We start from the raw sequence: 18,364 nt of genomic DNA, 5'->3' as shown, positions 1-18,364 counted from the left end.
CCAAGGGAAGGGGGAGAAGGAGGGGGTGAGGACAAACTCTTATATATGAAAACAAAAAACATTACATTATTGCTACTCCTATTCGTAGCCTTCATCGCTTGTAAAAAAGACGATGTATTTGAAGACCCTGGTATAAACAATATCTATATGCCACAAGCCTCGTTGAACAACGGAGGTAATGAATACAATGTGCCTTTCGGCGGAAACTCCGAAAACTACACTTTCGACGAGACTACTAAGAAATTGAAAATAGTGCTCGGCGTGAAAAATTCAGGTCTCTCTACCGATGGCTTTGCTGTAAAAGTAAAAGTTGACGCACAAGCCACTAATGCTTATGTAGAAAAGTACAAAAACGACGAGAAAAAACCGGCTGTAGTACTACCCGAAGGCTCTTACACTTTACCTGAAAGCGTAAGCGTTGCCTCTGGTAAAAGTGAAGAATCGTTTTACTTGGACGTAGATGTGCAAAAGCTCCTTGCCGACCACCTCGATTACTACAAAAATCGCATTGCTTTGGCAGTAAGCATTTATGGCAATGAGAGAATCCTCCAAAACAAAGCGACTACTATTGTTGTGATTGACGGGGCGAAGTTCTTGCCTACTCCACCTGAACCTCCTAAGCCTCCTGTGGAAAATATGATTAAAAAAGACGCTTGGAAGATTCTAAAACAAAGTATAGACGGAAAAATTACAGCCGATGCTAAGATTAATATCGTAGATGGTAATATCCAATACTCATCTGGTAAAGTGGGTGGTAAGTTCAACCACGTGATTTACCAACCCGTAAACGTAGAAAAAGGACAAACTTACACTTACGATATGCACGTGGAAATCAAAGGGCAAGCGTGGGGCTGGATACAAGCGTATGTGAGTGAACACGAACCCGAAGAAGGTAAAGACTTTGGCGATGGCAAGGTATTAGAACTCCAAAACAACATCACCTCTCCTATGAGTGGTTCATTTGCTGAACTTTCAGCTATCCAAGATCAAAAAACCTATACCGCTGGTAAAACTGGTACGCTATACTTTGTAATAAAGATAGGTAGCTGGGATAACAACTTTGAGGATTTAGCCCTCTCTGACATCGTATTCAAGAAAGATAATAGTCCTAAGCCTCCCAAACCTCCGGTAGAGACTAGCATCAAGAAAGATGCTTGGAAAATACTATTGCAAGGCATCAATGGAGGTCTTTCAGAAAAAGCTGATATCACCATTACCGACGGTAATATCCATTACACTTCGGGCACCGAAGGAAAGATGTTCAACCACGTAATTTATCAGCCTATTGAAGTAAGCGGAGGAGAAACTTATACTTACGATATGACACTCACCGCCAAAGGCAAAGCGTGGGGCTGGATACAAGTGTATATAAGTCAGTGGGAACCAGAAGAAGGCAAAGACTTCAACGACGGTAAGGTGTTTGACCTATCGGGAGAAATCAAAACGCCTAAAAGCGGACTGATGTCGGAATTAGCTTCAGGGGAAAAGACTTATACAGCTACTAAAACGGGTAAGCTATACTTTGTGATAAAGATAGGTAGCTGGGATAACAATTACGAAGACTTAACTTTTTCAGATATCTTTATTAAAAAAGCACCTTAAATGAATATATTAAATAGATAATTAAAAAACATATGAAAAACGCAACAACCTTTAGTTTTATTACAATGTTATTGTGCGGGCTTACTGCCTGTAACAAATCGGGAGGAGACACTCCTATTGAAGACAACCCTATGCCTGAAACCCCTACTGAATGGGTGTTAGACTTCCAAGACAACTTCGATGGCAATGCCTTAAACACAGATAATTGGGCTGTGTACGACAATGAATACCTCGAAAAAGAAGGTAAACTCAAACCTGAGAATACGCGCCGTACCTACGCTATAGAAGTGAAAGACGGCTTCTTGAATTGCCTTATCGACAGAGATTATAAACGCGAAGGAATGTTTATAACAGGTGGAATAGCTCATAAGAAGAACTACAAATACGGCAAGTTTGAGTTCAGAATACGTATGGACGAAGACCCTCATAAGTCTTCCAGCGGTTTAGGACTTACTTGGCCTGAGAGTGAAAAATGGCCTGACGATGGCGAAAACGACATCTATGAAACAAATCACGAGGACAACGCTTGGAATACCTATATCCATTACGCAGTATCTGGTAAAGACCAACAGTACCAAAAGAGCTTCCACTACAACAAAAGTGATTGGCATATTGTGGCAATGGAATGGGCTCCTGAGTACATAAAGATTTACATCGACGGTAAACTCGAATGGACTCTTAAAGATCCCGTAGCAATGGCTAAAGCACCTCACCATTTATGCTTCCAAACTGAAAAAGACATTAACAAACCTTTCACCAAACAACTCAAACTACAAGTAGATTGGGTAAAGGTATACAAATATGTACCTAAAAAGTAAATGAGATATCCATACAAGTTTCTTCCCTTTCTCATCGGTATGCTCCTATGGCTTGCTCACCCCATCTATGGGCAAGCCATTAGGGAGCATATATTGTTAGATAACGGTTGGAAATTCAGCTTAGGGCACGCTACCGACCCTACTAAAGATTTGTTTTACCGCGTGTATAACGACTTCTCTAAAACACTTTCCAAAGGCATTAACTTTTCGAGCATAGACTACGACGATAGCGCGTGGCAAACCGTAGACCTCCCTCACGATTGGGCAGTAACTCTCCCTTTCAGTGAAAAAGGCGATTGGTCTCACGGATATAAAGCCTTAGGCAGTACCTTCCCCGAGCATAGTATTGGTTGGTATAGAAAAACCTTTGACCTCAGCAAATCCGAAGCAGGCAAACGCATCGAACTGCAATTCGACGGTATTTTTAGGGACAGTCGGTGTTGGGTAAATGGCATTTATGTAGGGCATCACCTCAGCGGGTATACAGGAATAAAGTACGATATTACCGATTTGGTGCATTTTGGCAAACCCAACGTGATTACCGTAAGGGTAGACGCTACCCAAAACGAAGGTTGGTTTTACGAAGGCGCAGGTATCTATCGACACGTGTGGCTAAACTCTTACAACTCTGTTCACTCTTCCCCCGAAGAGGTTTTTATCTATACCAAAAGCATTGGCAAACAAGCCGAAATGCACGCCGAAGCCACTGTGCATAACCGAGAAACAAGCTCACAAACTTTTCAGGTGGAATGGAGTATTCTTAATCGTGAAAAGAAAGTAATAGCTACTCACAAATCTGCAAATACTACTTTTGCCCCTAATGAAAAAGTAACTGTAAAGAGTAACCTTAACATTCCTAATGCACAGCTTTGGGACACTGAGCACCCCTATCTGTATACCTTAACAACGAAAATCATTTCCAACGGAAAGACCACCGACCTTATTCACACCCGCTTTGGGGTGCGCACTTTTAGTTATCAACCCGACGGCTTTTACCTCAACGGCAAAAAAATGAAAATAAAAGGCGTGTGCGTACATCAAGACCACGCCGGAGTAGGTACTGCACTATTAGACGAATTGCAGTATTATCGTATTGGGTTACTCAAAGCAATGGGCGCCAATGCCTACCGCACTGCCCATCACCCTCATAGCCCTGCCGTGCTACAAGCCTGCGACAGTTTGGGTTTATTAGTGATGGACGAAACCCGACTCTTAAACAGCGGAAGAGAATACCGTCAACAATTTGAAGACCTTATCAAGCGCGACCGCAATCACGCTAGCGTATTTATGTGGTGTATCGGGAATGAAGAAGAAAAAATACAAAGTACCGAAACTGGCGAGCGCATCGCTCGTACGTTGGTGAGTTTACAACAGCATTTAGACCCTTCACGCGTGAGCACTTATGGCGCCAACGTAGGTAATGAAAATGAAGGTGTGAGTGCTGCCATACCTGTACGAGGCTTCAATTACAACCTCTATGGGCTTACCGACTATGAAAAAACACACCCTAATCAACCTATCATCGGCACCGAAGTAGCCAGCACCGTGGGTACTCGAGGGGTGTATCTGCCGGAAATCGTACTTGACAAAGCAGGGGGGTACAGTGGTCATTTTGTAGCCGATACCCTACGCGCTTACCTGCTCGACCAAGACAAGAGTTACCCCAGTTGGGCATCACAAGCACAGCAATGGTACAGCACGACTGCTAACGACCCTCGTTTTATGGGAGGTTTCGTATGGACGGGCTTCGACTATCGCGGAGAGCCTACCCCTTTTGCGTGGCCTAATATCAGTTCGCATTTTGGGGTAATGGACGTGTGTGGTTTCCCTAAGAACGTGTATTACTACTACAAAGCCCATTGGAGTGAATCGCCTATATTGCACATAGCCCCTCATTGGAATCTGAACCTGCCCCAAGGCACTGTGGTAAAAGTGTGGGTATATAGCAATACCGAAGAAGTGGAACTTTTCTTGAACGGAAAGACGCTCGGTAAACAAAAAACACCTGCTTTTGGACACTTATATTGGGAAGTACCCTACGAAAAAGGTACGCTGAAAGCCGTAGGCACTAAGAATGGAAAGCGGATTACCTCCGAAATAACTACTACCGAAAAACCTTTTGCGATTGTGCTTTCTCCTCATAAAACACAACTGAAAGCCGGTAAGCAAGATGCCGTAGTGGTGAATGTGAGTGTAGTAGATAAAAAAGGACGTGAAGTACCTAATGCCGATGCCCTTATACAGTTTCAGCTTACAGGAGATGCTCGCATTATAGGAGTAGGAAACGGCGACCCCAGTTCGCACGAGAAAGATACTTTTGCCGAAGGAGAGCGTGTAGAGCGTAAACTCTTTAATGGCAAATGCCAAGTGATTATCCGCTCAGGTGAAAAAGGTGGAAAGGTACAACTACGCGCTATAAGTAACGGACTGAAAGAGGCGGTGGTGAGAATGAATTAAAGTAAAAGGTAAAGCCTGCGAGGGTTCACAGCTAGGTATGTCAGTAAAAAGTAAGTTAAGGCTTGAACGAAGAATAAATAAAGGGAAAAACTGACTTAGAGTGAAAAGAGAGAGAGCATATTGCTGTATTGACAAATATTTTATAACTTTGTGGTGTGAATTAGCAGATTATAAAATGAGAGAATTAGAAAATGGGTAGTGATAAAAAAGGGGTTTTGACAGGTATAACTTGTAGGACAAATCGGGCTGGTTAGGACTTTCGGAAGGAAACGAAGATTTTCAGAAGGAGACTAAGAGACTTTTTGATGAAAAAGGGCTATGAGAAGGGTGGGGGTAGCTTATAGAGAGCTTATAGGAAGCTTATACGAATCTTGGACGATTGGTATAGGAAGGGTGTATAAGTAGTTGACTCATAGTATAATACAGCGATGCAAAAAATGGTAAAAACGGGGTTTCGAGGCGAAAGGAAGAGGAAGAGGTAATAGGCCTTAGGCCATAGGCACTAGGGGAGTATGATGAAAAAGGGGGAATATAGTGACGGGAAAGATGAAGGTAATGTGGTGAAAACATCTCTCTATATACACACTCGGCTGTTGCCGACAATCCCGAAAGAAGACTTTCTGCCAAAGAGTATTTTTATAATAGAAAATGCTTTGGTGTAGGAATTGAAAAGAATAGTAAGTAATCTTAAAAACAATTATATATGAAGACAAAAGCATATTTAGCAATGTTGTTATTGGTGATAACAGCTTGCGGTTGTTCTAAAACAGAAGAGGAAACAATATTTCCTGAGGCTGTAATGGTTAAGAGTTTTGCGTCTGTAGCAAATACTCCTGAGCATAGTTTTGTGAATTTTGCCCTTACCCAAGATGGTTACCGAGTTGTCCAAAATAAAGAAGCCCTACAAGCGCTCTTTCCTAATACTGACCTCAGTACTATAAAGGAATTTAAGGATATTGATTTCGGTACACAGACTCTTATCATAGGAAGAAAAGGACTTTCTGAAATGGCACAGGCGAAATGTAGGTTTAGCAAGAAAAACAATAATAGCTACGTGCTTACGGTAGACCTCGACTTACTTGGACTATTTGGACCTGTAGTGTTATACTACGGTGCGATAGTACAAAAACTACCTGAAAACGCTACTGTAACCGTAGAAGTGTTGCCTTTTAAAGTGGATAAAGACATTTAAGTACGAAATCGTAGCAAGATAGGTGGAAAAATTAGAGAATTAGGAAATTTGGAAATGAGCAAATGAGGGTGTGAGTCACACGGGATTATTAGCAGATTTGTCGAAGGGACTCTGAGGAGCTCATCGGAAGAACCTACCTGCTTTCTGTACGATTGAATTTCGTAAGACAAATAAAAACATCACTTATAAAAATAAAGCATTATGAAAACAAAAACGTTTTTAGCACTACTGTTATTGACAATAGTGGGGTACGGTTGCTCAAAAAAAGAGACTCCTCCACAAGAAGATTGTGGGTGCAATAGTCCTACTGTTTGGACTATTAAAGAATCTCTTGAAGAAGAAATAAGTTATGCAAACAATCAAAATACTTATTATCCTAATACATTTTGGATAGGCAAGGGGTTTCATTTTTTTATAGTTTGCAATGAGGATATTTTACCTCAAAAAATAAGAGATTTAAAATATAAGGAAGAGGGCACTACTATAAAAGTAAAAATTCAAGGAGAGGTAAAAACTCTTTGTAAAAAGTGGATTCACCCAGCAAATTATAGTTATAATCATATTACTTTAACTAAAATAGAAGTATTATAAAACGACTCTCATAAAACAATAAGTAATAAAAAAGACTATTACATATGAAAACAAAAACGTTTTTAAAACTTGTTACCTATTACTTGATTTAAAATGAACATAACCCTACATAAAACACTAAGAAACGCTTTGTTTTTAATGCTTTGCCTAAGCAGTCCGCTATGTTTGGCACAAGCAAATATAACGGTAAGCAAAACCCACCCGCGCTATTTTGAAAAAAATGGTGCGACGTGGATTCCTATTAGCACCAATTATCTACCATCGCATAATTTTGAAGAGGTAGAAAAGTACTTTAAACACTTTGCCGAAAACGGCGGAAATGCAATGCGCATTTGGATAAGCACTGAGTTCTTAGAAATAGAAGACCAAAAAGAAGGCAAGTACAATCCCGAGAAGTTAGCGCGTATAGAACAGTTGCTACAACTCGCCGAAAAGTATCATATTTACCTTAAATTCACCCTGCATCACCTGCGTACTATCTCTAATAACATCTCACCTGAGGCTTCTTGGTGTAACAGCTATTCGCTAGCTACCAAGTTCAAGAATGTAAGCGAGTATGTAAGTACTAAAAAAGGCAAAAAGTCCTACTTAAAACGCATCAGAGCTCTTGCTCAAAAGTGCCAAAACCACCCGTATGTATATGGGTGGGAGTTGTGGAACGAAATGGATTCAGCTGTACCCGAAGCAGAGTGGCTACCTTTTACCGAAGAGATGCTCGGTAAGGTGAAAAAGTTATGCCCTGAGCAATTGGTTACTCAAACCTTAGGCAGTATGCACGCCTCTTATATGGACGACTACTACAAGAAGTTGGCAGTAATACCTGACAACGAGTTTTTGAGCATTCACCGTTATTTAGACGAGGGCGACAAGTGGCATCAATACCCGATAGTGAAAGGAGCTGTGAGTGCTTTAGCAACCGATGCCGTAGCTATGGGCTTGACATTTACCAAAAACGACCCCAAGCCTGTTGTCATCAATGAGATAGGAGCTGTAAACCCTAACCACGCAGGGCCTTCGTCGCTTTATACAAAAGACACAGAGGGCGTTTTGTTACACGATTTTATCTTTGCACCTTTCTTTGGAGGTAGTGCAGGTTCGGGCAATACTTGGCATTGGGATCATTACATAGAGCCTAACCAATTGTGGTATCACTTTGGGCGTTTCAAAAACGCTATTGAAGGAATTGACCCCGTGAAAGAAGCGATGCAACCCTTCTATTTCAAAAGAAATACCGTAGCCTGTTACGGACTAAAAGGCAAAACAAAAACGATATTGTGGTGTAGAGACCTAACTAACAATTGGAAAACAGAGTTGCGTGAGGGGCGTCCTGCCCAAATGAAACGAGATTTCGAAATACCACTCAACCTCATAAATATAAAATATACTCATTACAGTGTTTACGACCCTTGGACGGATAAATGGGAACGACATATGCCTATGTATGACGGAAAGGCATTGATTCCAGCCTTCAAGCGTTCGATAGTAGTGGTATTAGAAAACCCATAGCATCTTCCTGTCTTCTTTCCTTAGTTTTCTTATTGCCCTGATAGATGAGCAAAGGGCAAAATTATAAAAACAAAGCAATATGTAATTCTCATTTTAAGGGAAGGTACAGGCAGGAAGGTGTTTTTTATAAAAACGTTAATGTATCTATGAGATATAGCAAACACATTTTTAAAACGCTTATTTCGTTACTTATGATAGGTTGCGCAACACCCGCTATCCTAAAATCGGATAATGAAAAACTCACCCAAAAGAGTTTCAGTGGTGATAAACATATAGAACAGCGCGTAGATTCGGTACTGCGTTTGATGACTCTTGAAGAAAAAATCGGACAAATGACGCAATTCTCAGCCGATTGGTCGGTTACAGGACCTGTAATGGCTGATAAGTACCAACCTTACCTCGAAAAAGGCTTGGTAGGAAGTATTTTTAACGCTACTTCGGTTGCAGGTATACGAAAATTGCAAAAAATAGCGGTAGAACAAACGCGTTTAGGTATTCCTATCCTCTTTGGTCAAGATGTGATACACGGCTATAAAACTATCTTTCCCATTCCGTTAGCTGAGTCTTGCTCGTGGGATTTGGCATTGATGCGCAAAACAGCTGAACTCGCTGCCCGTGAAGCTAGTGCCGATGGTATTAACTGGACGTTTGCTCCTATGGTAGATATCACCCGCGATGCTCGTTGGGGACGCGCAATGGAAGGCGCAGGCGAAGACCCTTATTTAGGAAGCCTTATTGCCGAAGCGCGGGTAAAAGGATTTCAAGGGGGAGACAATTGGCAAACGTTGAGTAGCCCTCACACACTTTTAGCTTGTGGTAAACACTTTGCCGGCTATGGAGCTGCCGAATCAGGCAAGGACTATAATACAGCTGAACTCTCTATGCACACCTTGCGCAATGTATATTTACCTCCTTATGAGGCGACCCTAAAAGCAGGAGTGGGCAGTATAATGGCTTCTTTGAACGAGATAAACGGAGTGCCTGCCACCGCCGACAAGTGGTTGCTTACTGAGGTGCTTCGCAAAGAATGGGGCTTTAACGGCTTGTTAGTGAGTGATTACACAGGCATTAACGAGTTGGTGCGACACGGGGTAGCCAAAGATGATAAACAAGTGGCAAACCTCTCAGCCAATGCAGGAATAGAAATGGATATGAACGGGGCAACCTTTATTAAATACCTTAGTGCCTTAGTGAAAGAAGGCAAAGTAACCGAAAATCAAATTGATAAAGCAGTAAGGCATATATTGGAAATGAAGTTTCTTTTAGGTCTTTTTGATGACCCCTACCGATACTTAGATGAAACTCGTGCCAAAGAAAATACTTTTACTGAGGAATATCTGAAAGTAGCGCGACAAGCTGTTGCTTCCTCAGTAGTACTCTTGAAAAATGAAGCTGAAGCGTTACCCATCAAAAAGAATAGCGATAAAACTATTGCTGTAATAGGACCTATGATGAACAACACAAGTGATATAAACGGCAGTTGGACGTGCTTAGGTGACGGCAAACAAAGCGTGAGTTTACTCACAGGGCTTACTGAGAAATACAAGGGTACAAATGTAAAACTCCTCTATGCCGAAGGCTGTGGTTTTACAACTATTTCAACAGAACAACTCAAAGAAGCGGTTGCTATAGCTCGCAAAGCTGATAGGGTATTAGTAGCTGTAGGTGAACAGAGTAGCTGGGCAGGAGAATCGGCGGTGCGCACCGACATTCGTTTGCCTCAAGCACAACGCCAATTGCTCGAAGCACTAAAAGCCATAAACAAGCCCATAGCTATTATTACTTTTAGCGGACGACCGCTCGACCTTTCTTGGGAAAACGAGAATGTACAAGCTATTTTGCAAGCGTGGTTTCCTGGTACGCAAGGGGGCAATGGCATTGCCGATGTGATAGCAGGCGATGTAAATCCTTCGGGACACTTAACGATGTCTTTCCCTCGCAGTGTAGGGCAAATTCCTATTTATTACAACTACAAAAGCACAGGGCGACCTGTACATACAAATAATGAAGAAGTAGACCACCGCCCTCATTATAATGCAGGATATTTGGATAGTTCTATTACGCCTCTTTATCCTTTTGGGTATGGACTCAGCTATACTACCTTTGCTATTAGTAATGTGCATCTGAATAAAAAAAGTATAAAACGCTATAACGATAGCATTATAGTAAATGCCTCTGTGCAGAATACAGGAAGAACCGAGGGCGAAATAGTGGTACAACTCTATACCCGACAGTTAGTAGCAAGTGTTAGCCGCCCCGTAAAGGAATTAAAAGGGTTTCAGAAAATCCCTCTCAAAGCAGGTGAAAGCAAACAAGTCCGTTTTGAACTGCCTTCCGAAGCTCTTGCCTTTTACGGTATCAATGGAAAAAAGGACACTGAGCCCAGCGAGTGCCTGCTGTGGGTGGGCTTACATTCTGCCGATAATAGTAACGAACAACATTTTACAATAGAAGAATAACAAACCATAAAATAATAAACGATTATGAGAATACAACATACTCTATTCTTATTCATTTTTGCTTTGGCGAGTAGTCTCAGCACAGCGCAAACCCACGATTGGGAAAACTTAGCGGTAAGCAGTATCAACACCGAAAAAAGCCATAGCCACTATGAGCCGGCTGGAAAAATACTCCTCAACGGCAATTGGCAGTTTGCCTACTTCAAGCACCCTTCACAAGTGCCTGCTGATTTCTTTTTGGGCAAAGGCATTACCCAATGGGACGCTATAAAAGTGCCTTCAAATTGGCAACTGCAAAGCAACCGATATGACCCTCCTGTGTTTACCAATATCAAATATCCGTTTGAGATGAACCCTCCTTATACCCCTAAGGACTACAACCCTACGGGAGTGTATAGAACGCAGTTCACGGTGCCTAGCAAGTGGAAAGGCGAACAGGTGTTCATTCACTTTGCGGGAGTGCAATCGGCGATGGAGTTGTTCATCAATGGTAAGCAAGTGGGCTATCACGAAGATGCAATGTTACCTGCCGAGTTCAACATCACTCCTTACCTCAAAAAAGGCAAAAACGAACTATATGTAAAAGTCTTGAACTGGTCGGACGGCAGTTATATAGAAGACCAAGATTTTTGGCGACTCAGCGGTATCTATCGCGATGTATACCTCTTTGCTACCCCCGAGTTGCGTATGCGTGACTTTTCAGTATATCCTCAGCTCGATGCGCAATACCGCGATGCTACCTTGCAGGTGCAAGTAGAGGTACAGAATTTAGGCGAAAAAGTAAGTGATGCTCTTGTGGTACAAACCTCTCTTAAAGACAGCAAAGGTAATGTGATAGGCACTGAAAAAGCCTCTATTGCGGATATTGCTGCGGGAAAAGAAGCTACCGTTAGTGCCCAAATAGCTGTAAAAAATCCGTTGAAATGGACTGCCGAAACCCCTAACCTTTACAAAGTGGAACTCAGTTTGCTCACCGCCAAAGGCAAGGTGTTACAATCGTTTACTCAAAATGTAGGATTTAGGAAGATTGAACTAAGCAACGGATTGCTCCTTGTGAACGGCAAGCCTGTGAAGTTTAAAGGAGTGAACCGTCACGAGTTCGACCCTTATAACGGTCGCACCATCACCCGCCAATCGATGATTGACGATATTATCCTGATGAAAACGCACAACATCAATGCGGTGCGCACCTCTCACTACCCCAATCAGCCTGAGTGGTATACCCTCTGCGACGAATATGGATTATATGTGGTAGACGAAGCTAATATCGAGAGCCACGGATTGTGGGAGAGTGGCTACTACATAGGCGAACGCCCTGAATGGCAAAAGGACATCGTGGAGCGCAATGTGAATATGGTTGCTCGCGACAAGAACCACCCTTGTATCATCTATTGGTCGATGGGGAATGAATCGGGTTGGGGTAAGAACTTTGATGCAGCTTACGAGGCGATAAAAGCCCTCGACCCTCAAAAGCGCCCCGTGCACTACGAGTCTAAAAACCCTGCTTATGCAGGCGTGCTCTCGCATTACGATATCATCTCTAATATGTACACCGAGCTCAACCACCTGAACAATCTCTTTACCGAAGACCCCAAACGCCCTGTGATTATCTGCGAATACGCCCATTCTATGGGTAACAGCTTAGGCAACTTCCGCAAGTATTGGGAGCTTTTTGCTACCAATGAGCGCTACCAAGGTGGTTTTACGTGGGACTGGAAAGATCAAGCGTTGCGTTGCAAAGATAAGAACGGCAAAGAGTATTGGAACATCATCAATCATATCGACAAGGCGAATGTGAACGACGGATTGGTAAATGCCACAGGCGTTCCTCAACCCGAAATGCACGAACTGAAAAAGGTATATCAGTATTTCAATGTAAAGGATATTGATATCAAGACAGGCTTGGTACTCATCAGCAATAGCAACTACTTTGTAAATAGCGACGAGGTGTATTTGCAATGGGAACTTATTGAGAATGGCAAGCCTATCGCCAATGGGGTAATCAACGACCTGAACATCGCCCCACAAAGCCAAAGAGCCCTACAAATACCTTTCAAAACAAAATTAGTACAAAACGGCAAGGAATACTTTATGAACTTCCATTTTAAGAATAAAAAGGCTACTGCTTGGGCTTCAAAAGATTTTGAAGTAGCCAAAGAACAACTCGCTTTCCCTAACCGTGTTGAGAGAGAATTCACCAAGCCCTCCGATAAAAAACTAACATTTACTGACGAAGCTACAAACTTCACCGTAAAAGGCGATAATTTTACAGCCGTATTCAGCAAAAAAACAGGCGGTTTAAGTCAATTTACACATAAAGGGAAAAACCTGCTTTCAGAAGCGATGGTGCCCTCTTTTTGGCGTGTACCTACCGATAACGATGAAGGTGGTTTTGAACAATCATATGCCTCAGCTTGGCGCAAAGCGGGATTAAAAGAAGCTATGGTAACAGCTACCGAAATGAAAGCTACGCAAATAGGGGAAACCCAACTGAAAATAGTAGCACACAACCGCATTGAAACCAAAGCGGGCAATATCAGCCAACAAGTAACTTACCTCATCAATGGAGACGGACGTATAGATATCAGCACAAATGTGGAAGTGCCTGCTTCTGTGCCTGCTTTGGCAAGAGTGGGAATGCTCCTAACACTCGACAAGAGTTTTAACAAAGTAGAATGGTACGGCAAAGGTCCTTATGAAACTTATGCCGATAGAAAAGAATCAGCTTTTGTGGGTATTCACAGCGGTGCAGTAAAGGATATGCACTTTCCTTATGTGATGCCTTCTGAAAACGGCAACCATATCGATACCCGTTGGCTCAAACTCCTTTCGGGTACTACTGAACTATATATCAGTGCTCCTAAACTCTTTAATTTCAACGTGCAAGACTATTCAGACGACGCGCTGAACCAATCCAAAGAAACCCAAGAACTGCGCCGTGGAGACCACACTTATTTGCACATCGATGAGGCTCAAATGGGTGTAGGAGGAGACGACAGCTGGTCGCCACGCGTACATAAAGAGTTTTTGCTCAACCAACCGTATTATCATTACGAATTTAGCATTCAGGTAGGGGGGAAATGAGAAAATTAGGAAATTTGGAAATGGGAAAATGAGAAAATGAGAAAATGAGGTGCGAGCTTGAGTTAGAGGAATGAGGCTGTGCCTCAGAAATTAAACAAAATCAAGGCTACGCCTTGTGAAGTAACTTTTGGGAATTAGCAAATTAGAAAATGAGAGAATTAGCAAATGAGGAGGGTTGAGGAATTCGGAAGGAAACGGAAAAGTTCGGAAGAGAGTTGAGAGGAATTTTGGTGAAAAAAGGCTGTAAGGAGGGTGGGATTAGCTTATAGAGAGCTTATAGGAAGCTTATACGAATCTTGGACGATTGGTATAGGAAGGGTGTATAAGTAGTTGATTCATACTGTAATACAACAAGGCTAAAAATGGTAAAAACGAGGTTTCGAGGCGAAAGAAAAAGAATCCTCACCCCATCCCTCTCCCAAGGAGAGGGGGAATGTAGCAACAGTAAAGGGGAAGAAAAATTAGAGAATTAGCAAATTTGGAAATGAGAAAATGGAGAGGTGTGAAGTATTAGGTCATAGGTAATAGGGCGGAGTATGAAGGAAAAGGGGAAGAGAAATTAGAGAATTAGCAAATTTGGAAATGAGAAAACTACTCTACATAATATGGGTGTTATTTCCTGCGTTGCTCTCAGCGCAGGACTGGGCGTATCTATCCAAAATCACCACCCACAACGGATTGGTAAGCAATGAGGTAACCAGTATGTTGCAGGACTCAAAAGGCTTTATATGGATAGGCACTGATGACGGTTTGCACAAGTTCGACGGTTATGATATCACTGTGTATAAGCACAATAGCACCCAGAAAAACAGCCTTGCAGGAAACTCTATCAGGTGTTTGTTTGAAGACAGTCAGCACAACCTTTGGATTGGCTTAAAAGGCGAAGGACTCAGCAAACTGAACCTGCGCACGGGTGTCTTCACCACCTACAAACATCAAAAAGGCAGTAAAAGCCTTAGCTATAACGATGTAGCGGGCATAGTAGAGGACGAGGCGGGTATGATTTGGATAGCCGTAGACCGCGGTGGACTGGATATGCTCAACCCCAAAACAGGAGTTTTCACTCATTACGACATTCGAGAAAAAGGCACTTCCAAACCTCTGAATAACGCCCTTACGGGTATGGTAGCTACCAATGGCACGCTCATACTCAGTTCGTGGGGTGGCGGGGTGTATAGCTTTAACCGCAAGGAAAAACAGTTTGAACTACACCCTTATTGGCATACAAACGACACTGATGAGAAGGTATGCAAGCACATTTTCAACCTCTACAAAGACCCAGAAGGCACTGTTTGGGTATCCTCAGCTCACGGTGGTTTGTATAGCTTAAATGAAAAAACAAAAAACTACCAACGTTATGCGGTGTGTGGTGCGAGCCATTGCACGCATAATGTAAATGTGCTTTCGGTTGCCGATGACGGTCAGCACAACATTTGGATAGAGACCAACGAGGGCATCAAACTCCTCAACAAAAACACTCACACCATTACCGACTTGCAAAACCCGCAACTCGCTAATGAAAGTGTGAATCACATCTACCGAGATAAAAGCCAACTGATGTGGGTGAGTACCGCCTCAGGGATTTATTATTTTAGCCCTACCCCTGCCCAATTCAAATGGGTGAGATACAAGAATTTTCTTTCGGAAAAACAAGTGCGCGCTATCTTTAAGGACAGCAAAGGCAACCTCTGGATAGGAGGCTTAAACCATATTGATAAACTCAATCCTGACAGAAAGACACTCACTGCTTTTAGCAACCAATCCTACAACCCCAATACTCAACTCTATCAGGCTTTCTGTGAAGATGCCGAAGGCAATATTTGGATAGGTAACTACGCCAATTACCTCATTAAGTACAACCCTTCGTCCAATAGTTTTAGTCAAGTGCCCATTCCCGTGCCTACCGGTACGAATTACACCTACCGCAACATCTATCAAATTACCAAAGATTGGGATAATTCCTTTTGGCTTGCTACCGAATTGGGGGCAATCAACTACCAGCCCGCTACGGGGGTTTTTACCCCGCTATTCGAAAGTAAAAACATTATCTACCCCGAAGATAAAACCCACGTAATTCACCGAGACCAAGACCTCCTTTTGTGGGTAGGCACCGAAAAAGGCTTGCGTTGTTACACCCGCGACCTAAAACTCAAACACACCTATACAGCCCTAAAAAACAACACACACGCCCTGAGCAACGACTTTATTACGGCTATCCACGAGAGCAAGGACGGCACTTTGTGGATAGGCACCAAAGGAGGGCTACACAAGTTCGACAAGAAAACCGAACGCTTTGAACTCATTCGCCGTAAAGGCACCGACTATGGTGACCCTATTTTCGGTTTGGCAGAAGACAACAGTGGCAATCTGTGGATGAGTACCCCTTCGGCAGTACTGAAATACAGCCCAAAAAGCCAACAGTTCCAAGTGTTCAACGAGTACGACGGATTGCAAAATTCGGGCTTTCAATTAGGAGCTTTTGCACAAGCCAAAGACGGCGAGCTACTCATTGGAGGAAAAGACGGTTTTAATACTTTCTATCCTCAACAGCTTACCCTTAACCAAACCCAACCCAAAGTAGTAATTTCCGATTTTCAAATATTCAACAAATCGGTACGACCAGAAGAAGGAGGGGTGCTCACCGAGGTGATAGATGAGACCCAAAGCATTCATCTCAAACATTGGCAATCGGTGATATCGTTCCGTTTTTCGGCATTGAACTACCGCGCTTCTTTCAAAAACCAATACGCCTATATGCTCGAAGGTTTCGACAGCGATTGGATTTACGATGCTTCCGAGCGCATCGCTACCTATACAAACCTTAACCCAGGTACTTACATTTTCAAAGTAAAAGCCACTAACAACGACGGGGTGTGGAGCGAAAAACCTACTACGATTAAGATAATAGTAGCCCCTCCGCTTTGGCGAACAACTTGGGCTTATATCCTCTATGCCTTGCTAGGGGTGGGCTTGCTCGTGCTTATCGTCAAGTATTACACCATCAAGGAAAGAGACAAGCAGAACCTGCGCATCTCCCAATTGGAAGCCCAGCGTATGTACGAAATCAACGAGATGAAAACCAACTTTTTCTCTAATATCTCTCACGAGTTCAAAACACCGCTTTCGCTGATTGTAGGTCCGCTGAACCAAATGGTAGATGATGAGAACTCTCCTAAGGAATACAAAGATAAGTATACAATGATGTTGCGCAACGCCCAAAAACTGATGCGCCTTATCAACCAATTACTCGATTTTAGAAAGTTAGAAAAAAACAAATTAGAGCTGAATTTACAATACGACGATGTGGTGAAATTTGTGAAAGGAGTGAGTGAAACCTTTGCTTATCTGGCTTTGGAAAAACAAATACAATACACTATCAAGAGTACAATGCCCAGCTTATGGATGCCTTTTGATGCCGATAAGTTAGACAAAATTCTCTACAATCTCATCGGGAATGCCTTCCAATACACCCCCGAAAAAGGCGCAATCACGGTGCTCATTGCCACTGTGGTGCAAAATCAGCAGAAGTTTTTGCAAATAAAGATAGCCGACACAGGCATTGGCATCTCCAAAGAAGAACAAAAACAGCTCTTTACCGCTTTCTTGCAAGGCAAACGCCAAAAAGAACTCCACAACGAGGGGGCAGGCTTAGGGCTCGCCTTCACCAAAGACCTCGTCGACCTACACCAAGGGCATATAGAGGTAGAAAGTGAAGAAAAACAAGGGGCTACCTTCACGGTATTGTTGCCTATTTTAGATGTGCCACAACTCCACGACGAGGCTTCTATCACCTTGCAACAGATAGACACTACCCAAACGGTAAAAGAAATAGCTCCACAAGAAAATGCAACCGACAAGGAAGAGACTATTTTGGTAGTGGAAGACAACGACGATATGCGCGATTATATACAGCACATTCTCAACGAGCATTTCCACGTACTATTAGCACGCGACGGTGAAGAGGGCTTAGAATTGGCAATTGCCCACATCCCCGACCTTATTGTATCGGATATTATGATGCCTAAACGCGATGGCATTTCAATGGTAAAAGAACTGCGCGCCAACGAAAAAACAAACCATATTCCTATCATTTTGCTCACTGCCTTAGACAAGGAATCGCAAGTGGTAGAGGGGTATAGTTTGGGAGTAGAAGACTATATCACCAAACCTTTTTCGGCTAAAATCCTCAGCAAGCGCATCGAAAATATACTGCTTTCGCGCAAGAAGCTGTGGGAACAGTACAGCTCCTCATCCGACCTGAATGTGTATCGCGAAAAACTCATCGGGCAACCGTGGAAAAAAGAATTTGTTGATAAAGTGAACAACATTGTAATGGAACACCTCAGCGACCCTGAGTTTGGTATTGATGCCCTTGCCGATGCCCTAAATATGAGCACCAATCAGCTTTTCAAAAAGGTAAAAGCGATTATGAACACCACCCCTTACAACGTGATTGTACAAATACGTATGACCGCTGCTGCCCAACTGATGAAACAAGGCAATTTGAACATTTCGGAAGTAGCCTATAAGGTGGGGTATCAAGAGCTATCGAATTTCAGTCGTTCGTTTAAGAAGTTTTACAATGCCTCACCGCGAGAGTATTTGAAAGGAGAAAGTGAAATCTGAAGCGTATAAGCTAATTTGATAAGTTTTCT

At 42.7% G+C, this 18,364-nt stretch carries 9 protein-coding genes; all 9 read left to right on the top strand.

The annotated features are described in order from the left end of the window. Positions 1 to 45 precede the first annotated feature (45 nt). The 9 genes from COCH_RS05120 (at position 46) to COCH_RS05080 (ending at position 18,335) form a co-directional block, all read left to right on the top strand. Positions 46 to 1,602: a DUF1735 domain-containing protein gene (locus COCH_RS05120; RefSeq protein WP_015782230.1), complete on the top strand. Its 1,557-nt coding sequence runs from the start codon at positions 46 to 48 to the stop codon at positions 1,600 to 1,602. A 32-nt stretch (positions 1,603 to 1,634) separates the two neighbouring features. Then, on the top strand, positions 1,635 to 2,420 hold the full coding sequence (locus COCH_RS05115; RefSeq protein ID WP_015782229.1) for a glycoside hydrolase family 16 protein: 786 nt from the start codon (positions 1,635 to 1,637) through the stop codon (positions 2,418 to 2,420). Next, positions 2,421 to 4,877 (top strand): beta-galactosidase GalA, encoded by a 2,457-nt coding sequence (gene galA, locus COCH_RS05110; RefSeq protein WP_041546713.1) that lies wholly within the window; start codon positions 2,421 to 2,423, stop codon positions 4,875 to 4,877. A gap of 703 nt (positions 4,878 to 5,580) precedes the next feature. Then, complete coding sequence (locus tag COCH_RS05105) at positions 5,581 to 6,069, top strand: hypothetical protein (RefSeq protein ID WP_015782227.1); 489 nt, start codon at positions 5,581 to 5,583, stop codon at positions 6,067 to 6,069. Between the two features lie 201 nt (positions 6,070 to 6,270). Then, on the top strand, positions 6,271 to 6,660 hold the full coding sequence (locus tag COCH_RS05100) for a hypothetical protein (RefSeq protein WP_015782226.1): 390 nt from the start codon (positions 6,271 to 6,273) through the stop codon (positions 6,658 to 6,660). 93 nt (positions 6,661 to 6,753) lie between these two features. Continuing rightward, on the top strand, positions 6,754 to 8,166 hold the full coding sequence (locus COCH_RS05095) for a cellulase family glycosylhydrolase (protein WP_015782225.1): 1,413 nt from the start codon (positions 6,754 to 6,756) through the stop codon (positions 8,164 to 8,166). A 146-nt stretch (positions 8,167 to 8,312) separates the two neighbouring features. Continuing rightward, positions 8,313 to 10,625 carry a beta-glucosidase BglX gene (gene bglX, locus COCH_RS05090; RefSeq protein ID WP_041546712.1) on the top strand — a complete coding sequence of 771 codons (2,313 nt, stop codon included), beginning with the start codon at positions 8,313 to 8,315 and terminating at the stop codon, positions 10,623 to 10,625. Between the two features lie 24 nt (positions 10,626 to 10,649). Further along, entirely contained in the window at positions 10,650 to 13,709 is a 3,060-nt protein-coding gene (locus COCH_RS05085) for a glycoside hydrolase family 2 TIM barrel-domain containing protein (protein WP_015782223.1), read from the top strand. Positions 13,710 to 14,291: 582 nt separating this feature from the next. Then, complete coding sequence (locus COCH_RS05080) at positions 14,292 to 18,335, top strand: hybrid sensor histidine kinase/response regulator transcription factor (protein WP_015782222.1); 4,044 nt, start codon at positions 14,292 to 14,294, stop codon at positions 18,333 to 18,335. The last annotated feature ends 29 nt before the right edge of the window (positions 18,336 to 18,364 follow it).

Origin of the sequence: Capnocytophaga ochracea DSM 7271 (genome assembly GCF_000023285.1) — a bacterium.
In the GTDB taxonomy this organism is placed as follows: Bacteria; Bacteroidota; Bacteroidia; order Flavobacteriales; family Flavobacteriaceae; genus Capnocytophaga; species Capnocytophaga ochracea.
The sequence above is the reverse complement of the archived record's forward strand: the minus strand, read 5'-3'. Positions and strand labels throughout refer to the sequence as shown.

Excerpts from the sequence above, each read along its gene's own strand:
- COCH_RS05120 (WP_015782230.1), top strand. The coding sequence starts at position 46 with ATGAAAACAAAAAACATTACATTATTGCTACTCCTATTCGTAGCCTTC.
- COCH_RS05115 (WP_015782229.1), top strand. The coding sequence starts at position 1,635 with ATGAAAAACGCAACAACCTTTAGTTTTATTACAATGTTATTGTGCGGG.
- galA (WP_041546713.1), top strand. The coding sequence starts at position 2,421 with ATGAGATATCCATACAAGTTTCTTCCCTTTCTCATCGGTATGCTCCTA.
- COCH_RS05105 (WP_015782227.1), top strand. The coding sequence starts at position 5,581 with ATGAAGACAAAAGCATATTTAGCAATGTTGTTATTGGTGATAACAGCT.
- COCH_RS05100 (WP_015782226.1), top strand. The coding sequence starts at position 6,271 with ATGAAAACAAAAACGTTTTTAGCACTACTGTTATTGACAATAGTGGGG.
- COCH_RS05095 (WP_015782225.1), top strand. The coding sequence starts at position 6,754 with ATGAACATAACCCTACATAAAACACTAAGAAACGCTTTGTTTTTAATG.
- bglX (WP_041546712.1), top strand. The coding sequence starts at position 8,313 with ATGAGATATAGCAAACACATTTTTAAAACGCTTATTTCGTTACTTATG.
- COCH_RS05085 (WP_015782223.1), top strand. The coding sequence starts at position 10,650 with ATGAGAATACAACATACTCTATTCTTATTCATTTTTGCTTTGGCGAGT.
- COCH_RS05080 (WP_015782222.1), top strand. The coding sequence starts at position 14,292 with ATGAGAAAACTACTCTACATAATATGGGTGTTATTTCCTGCGTTGCTC.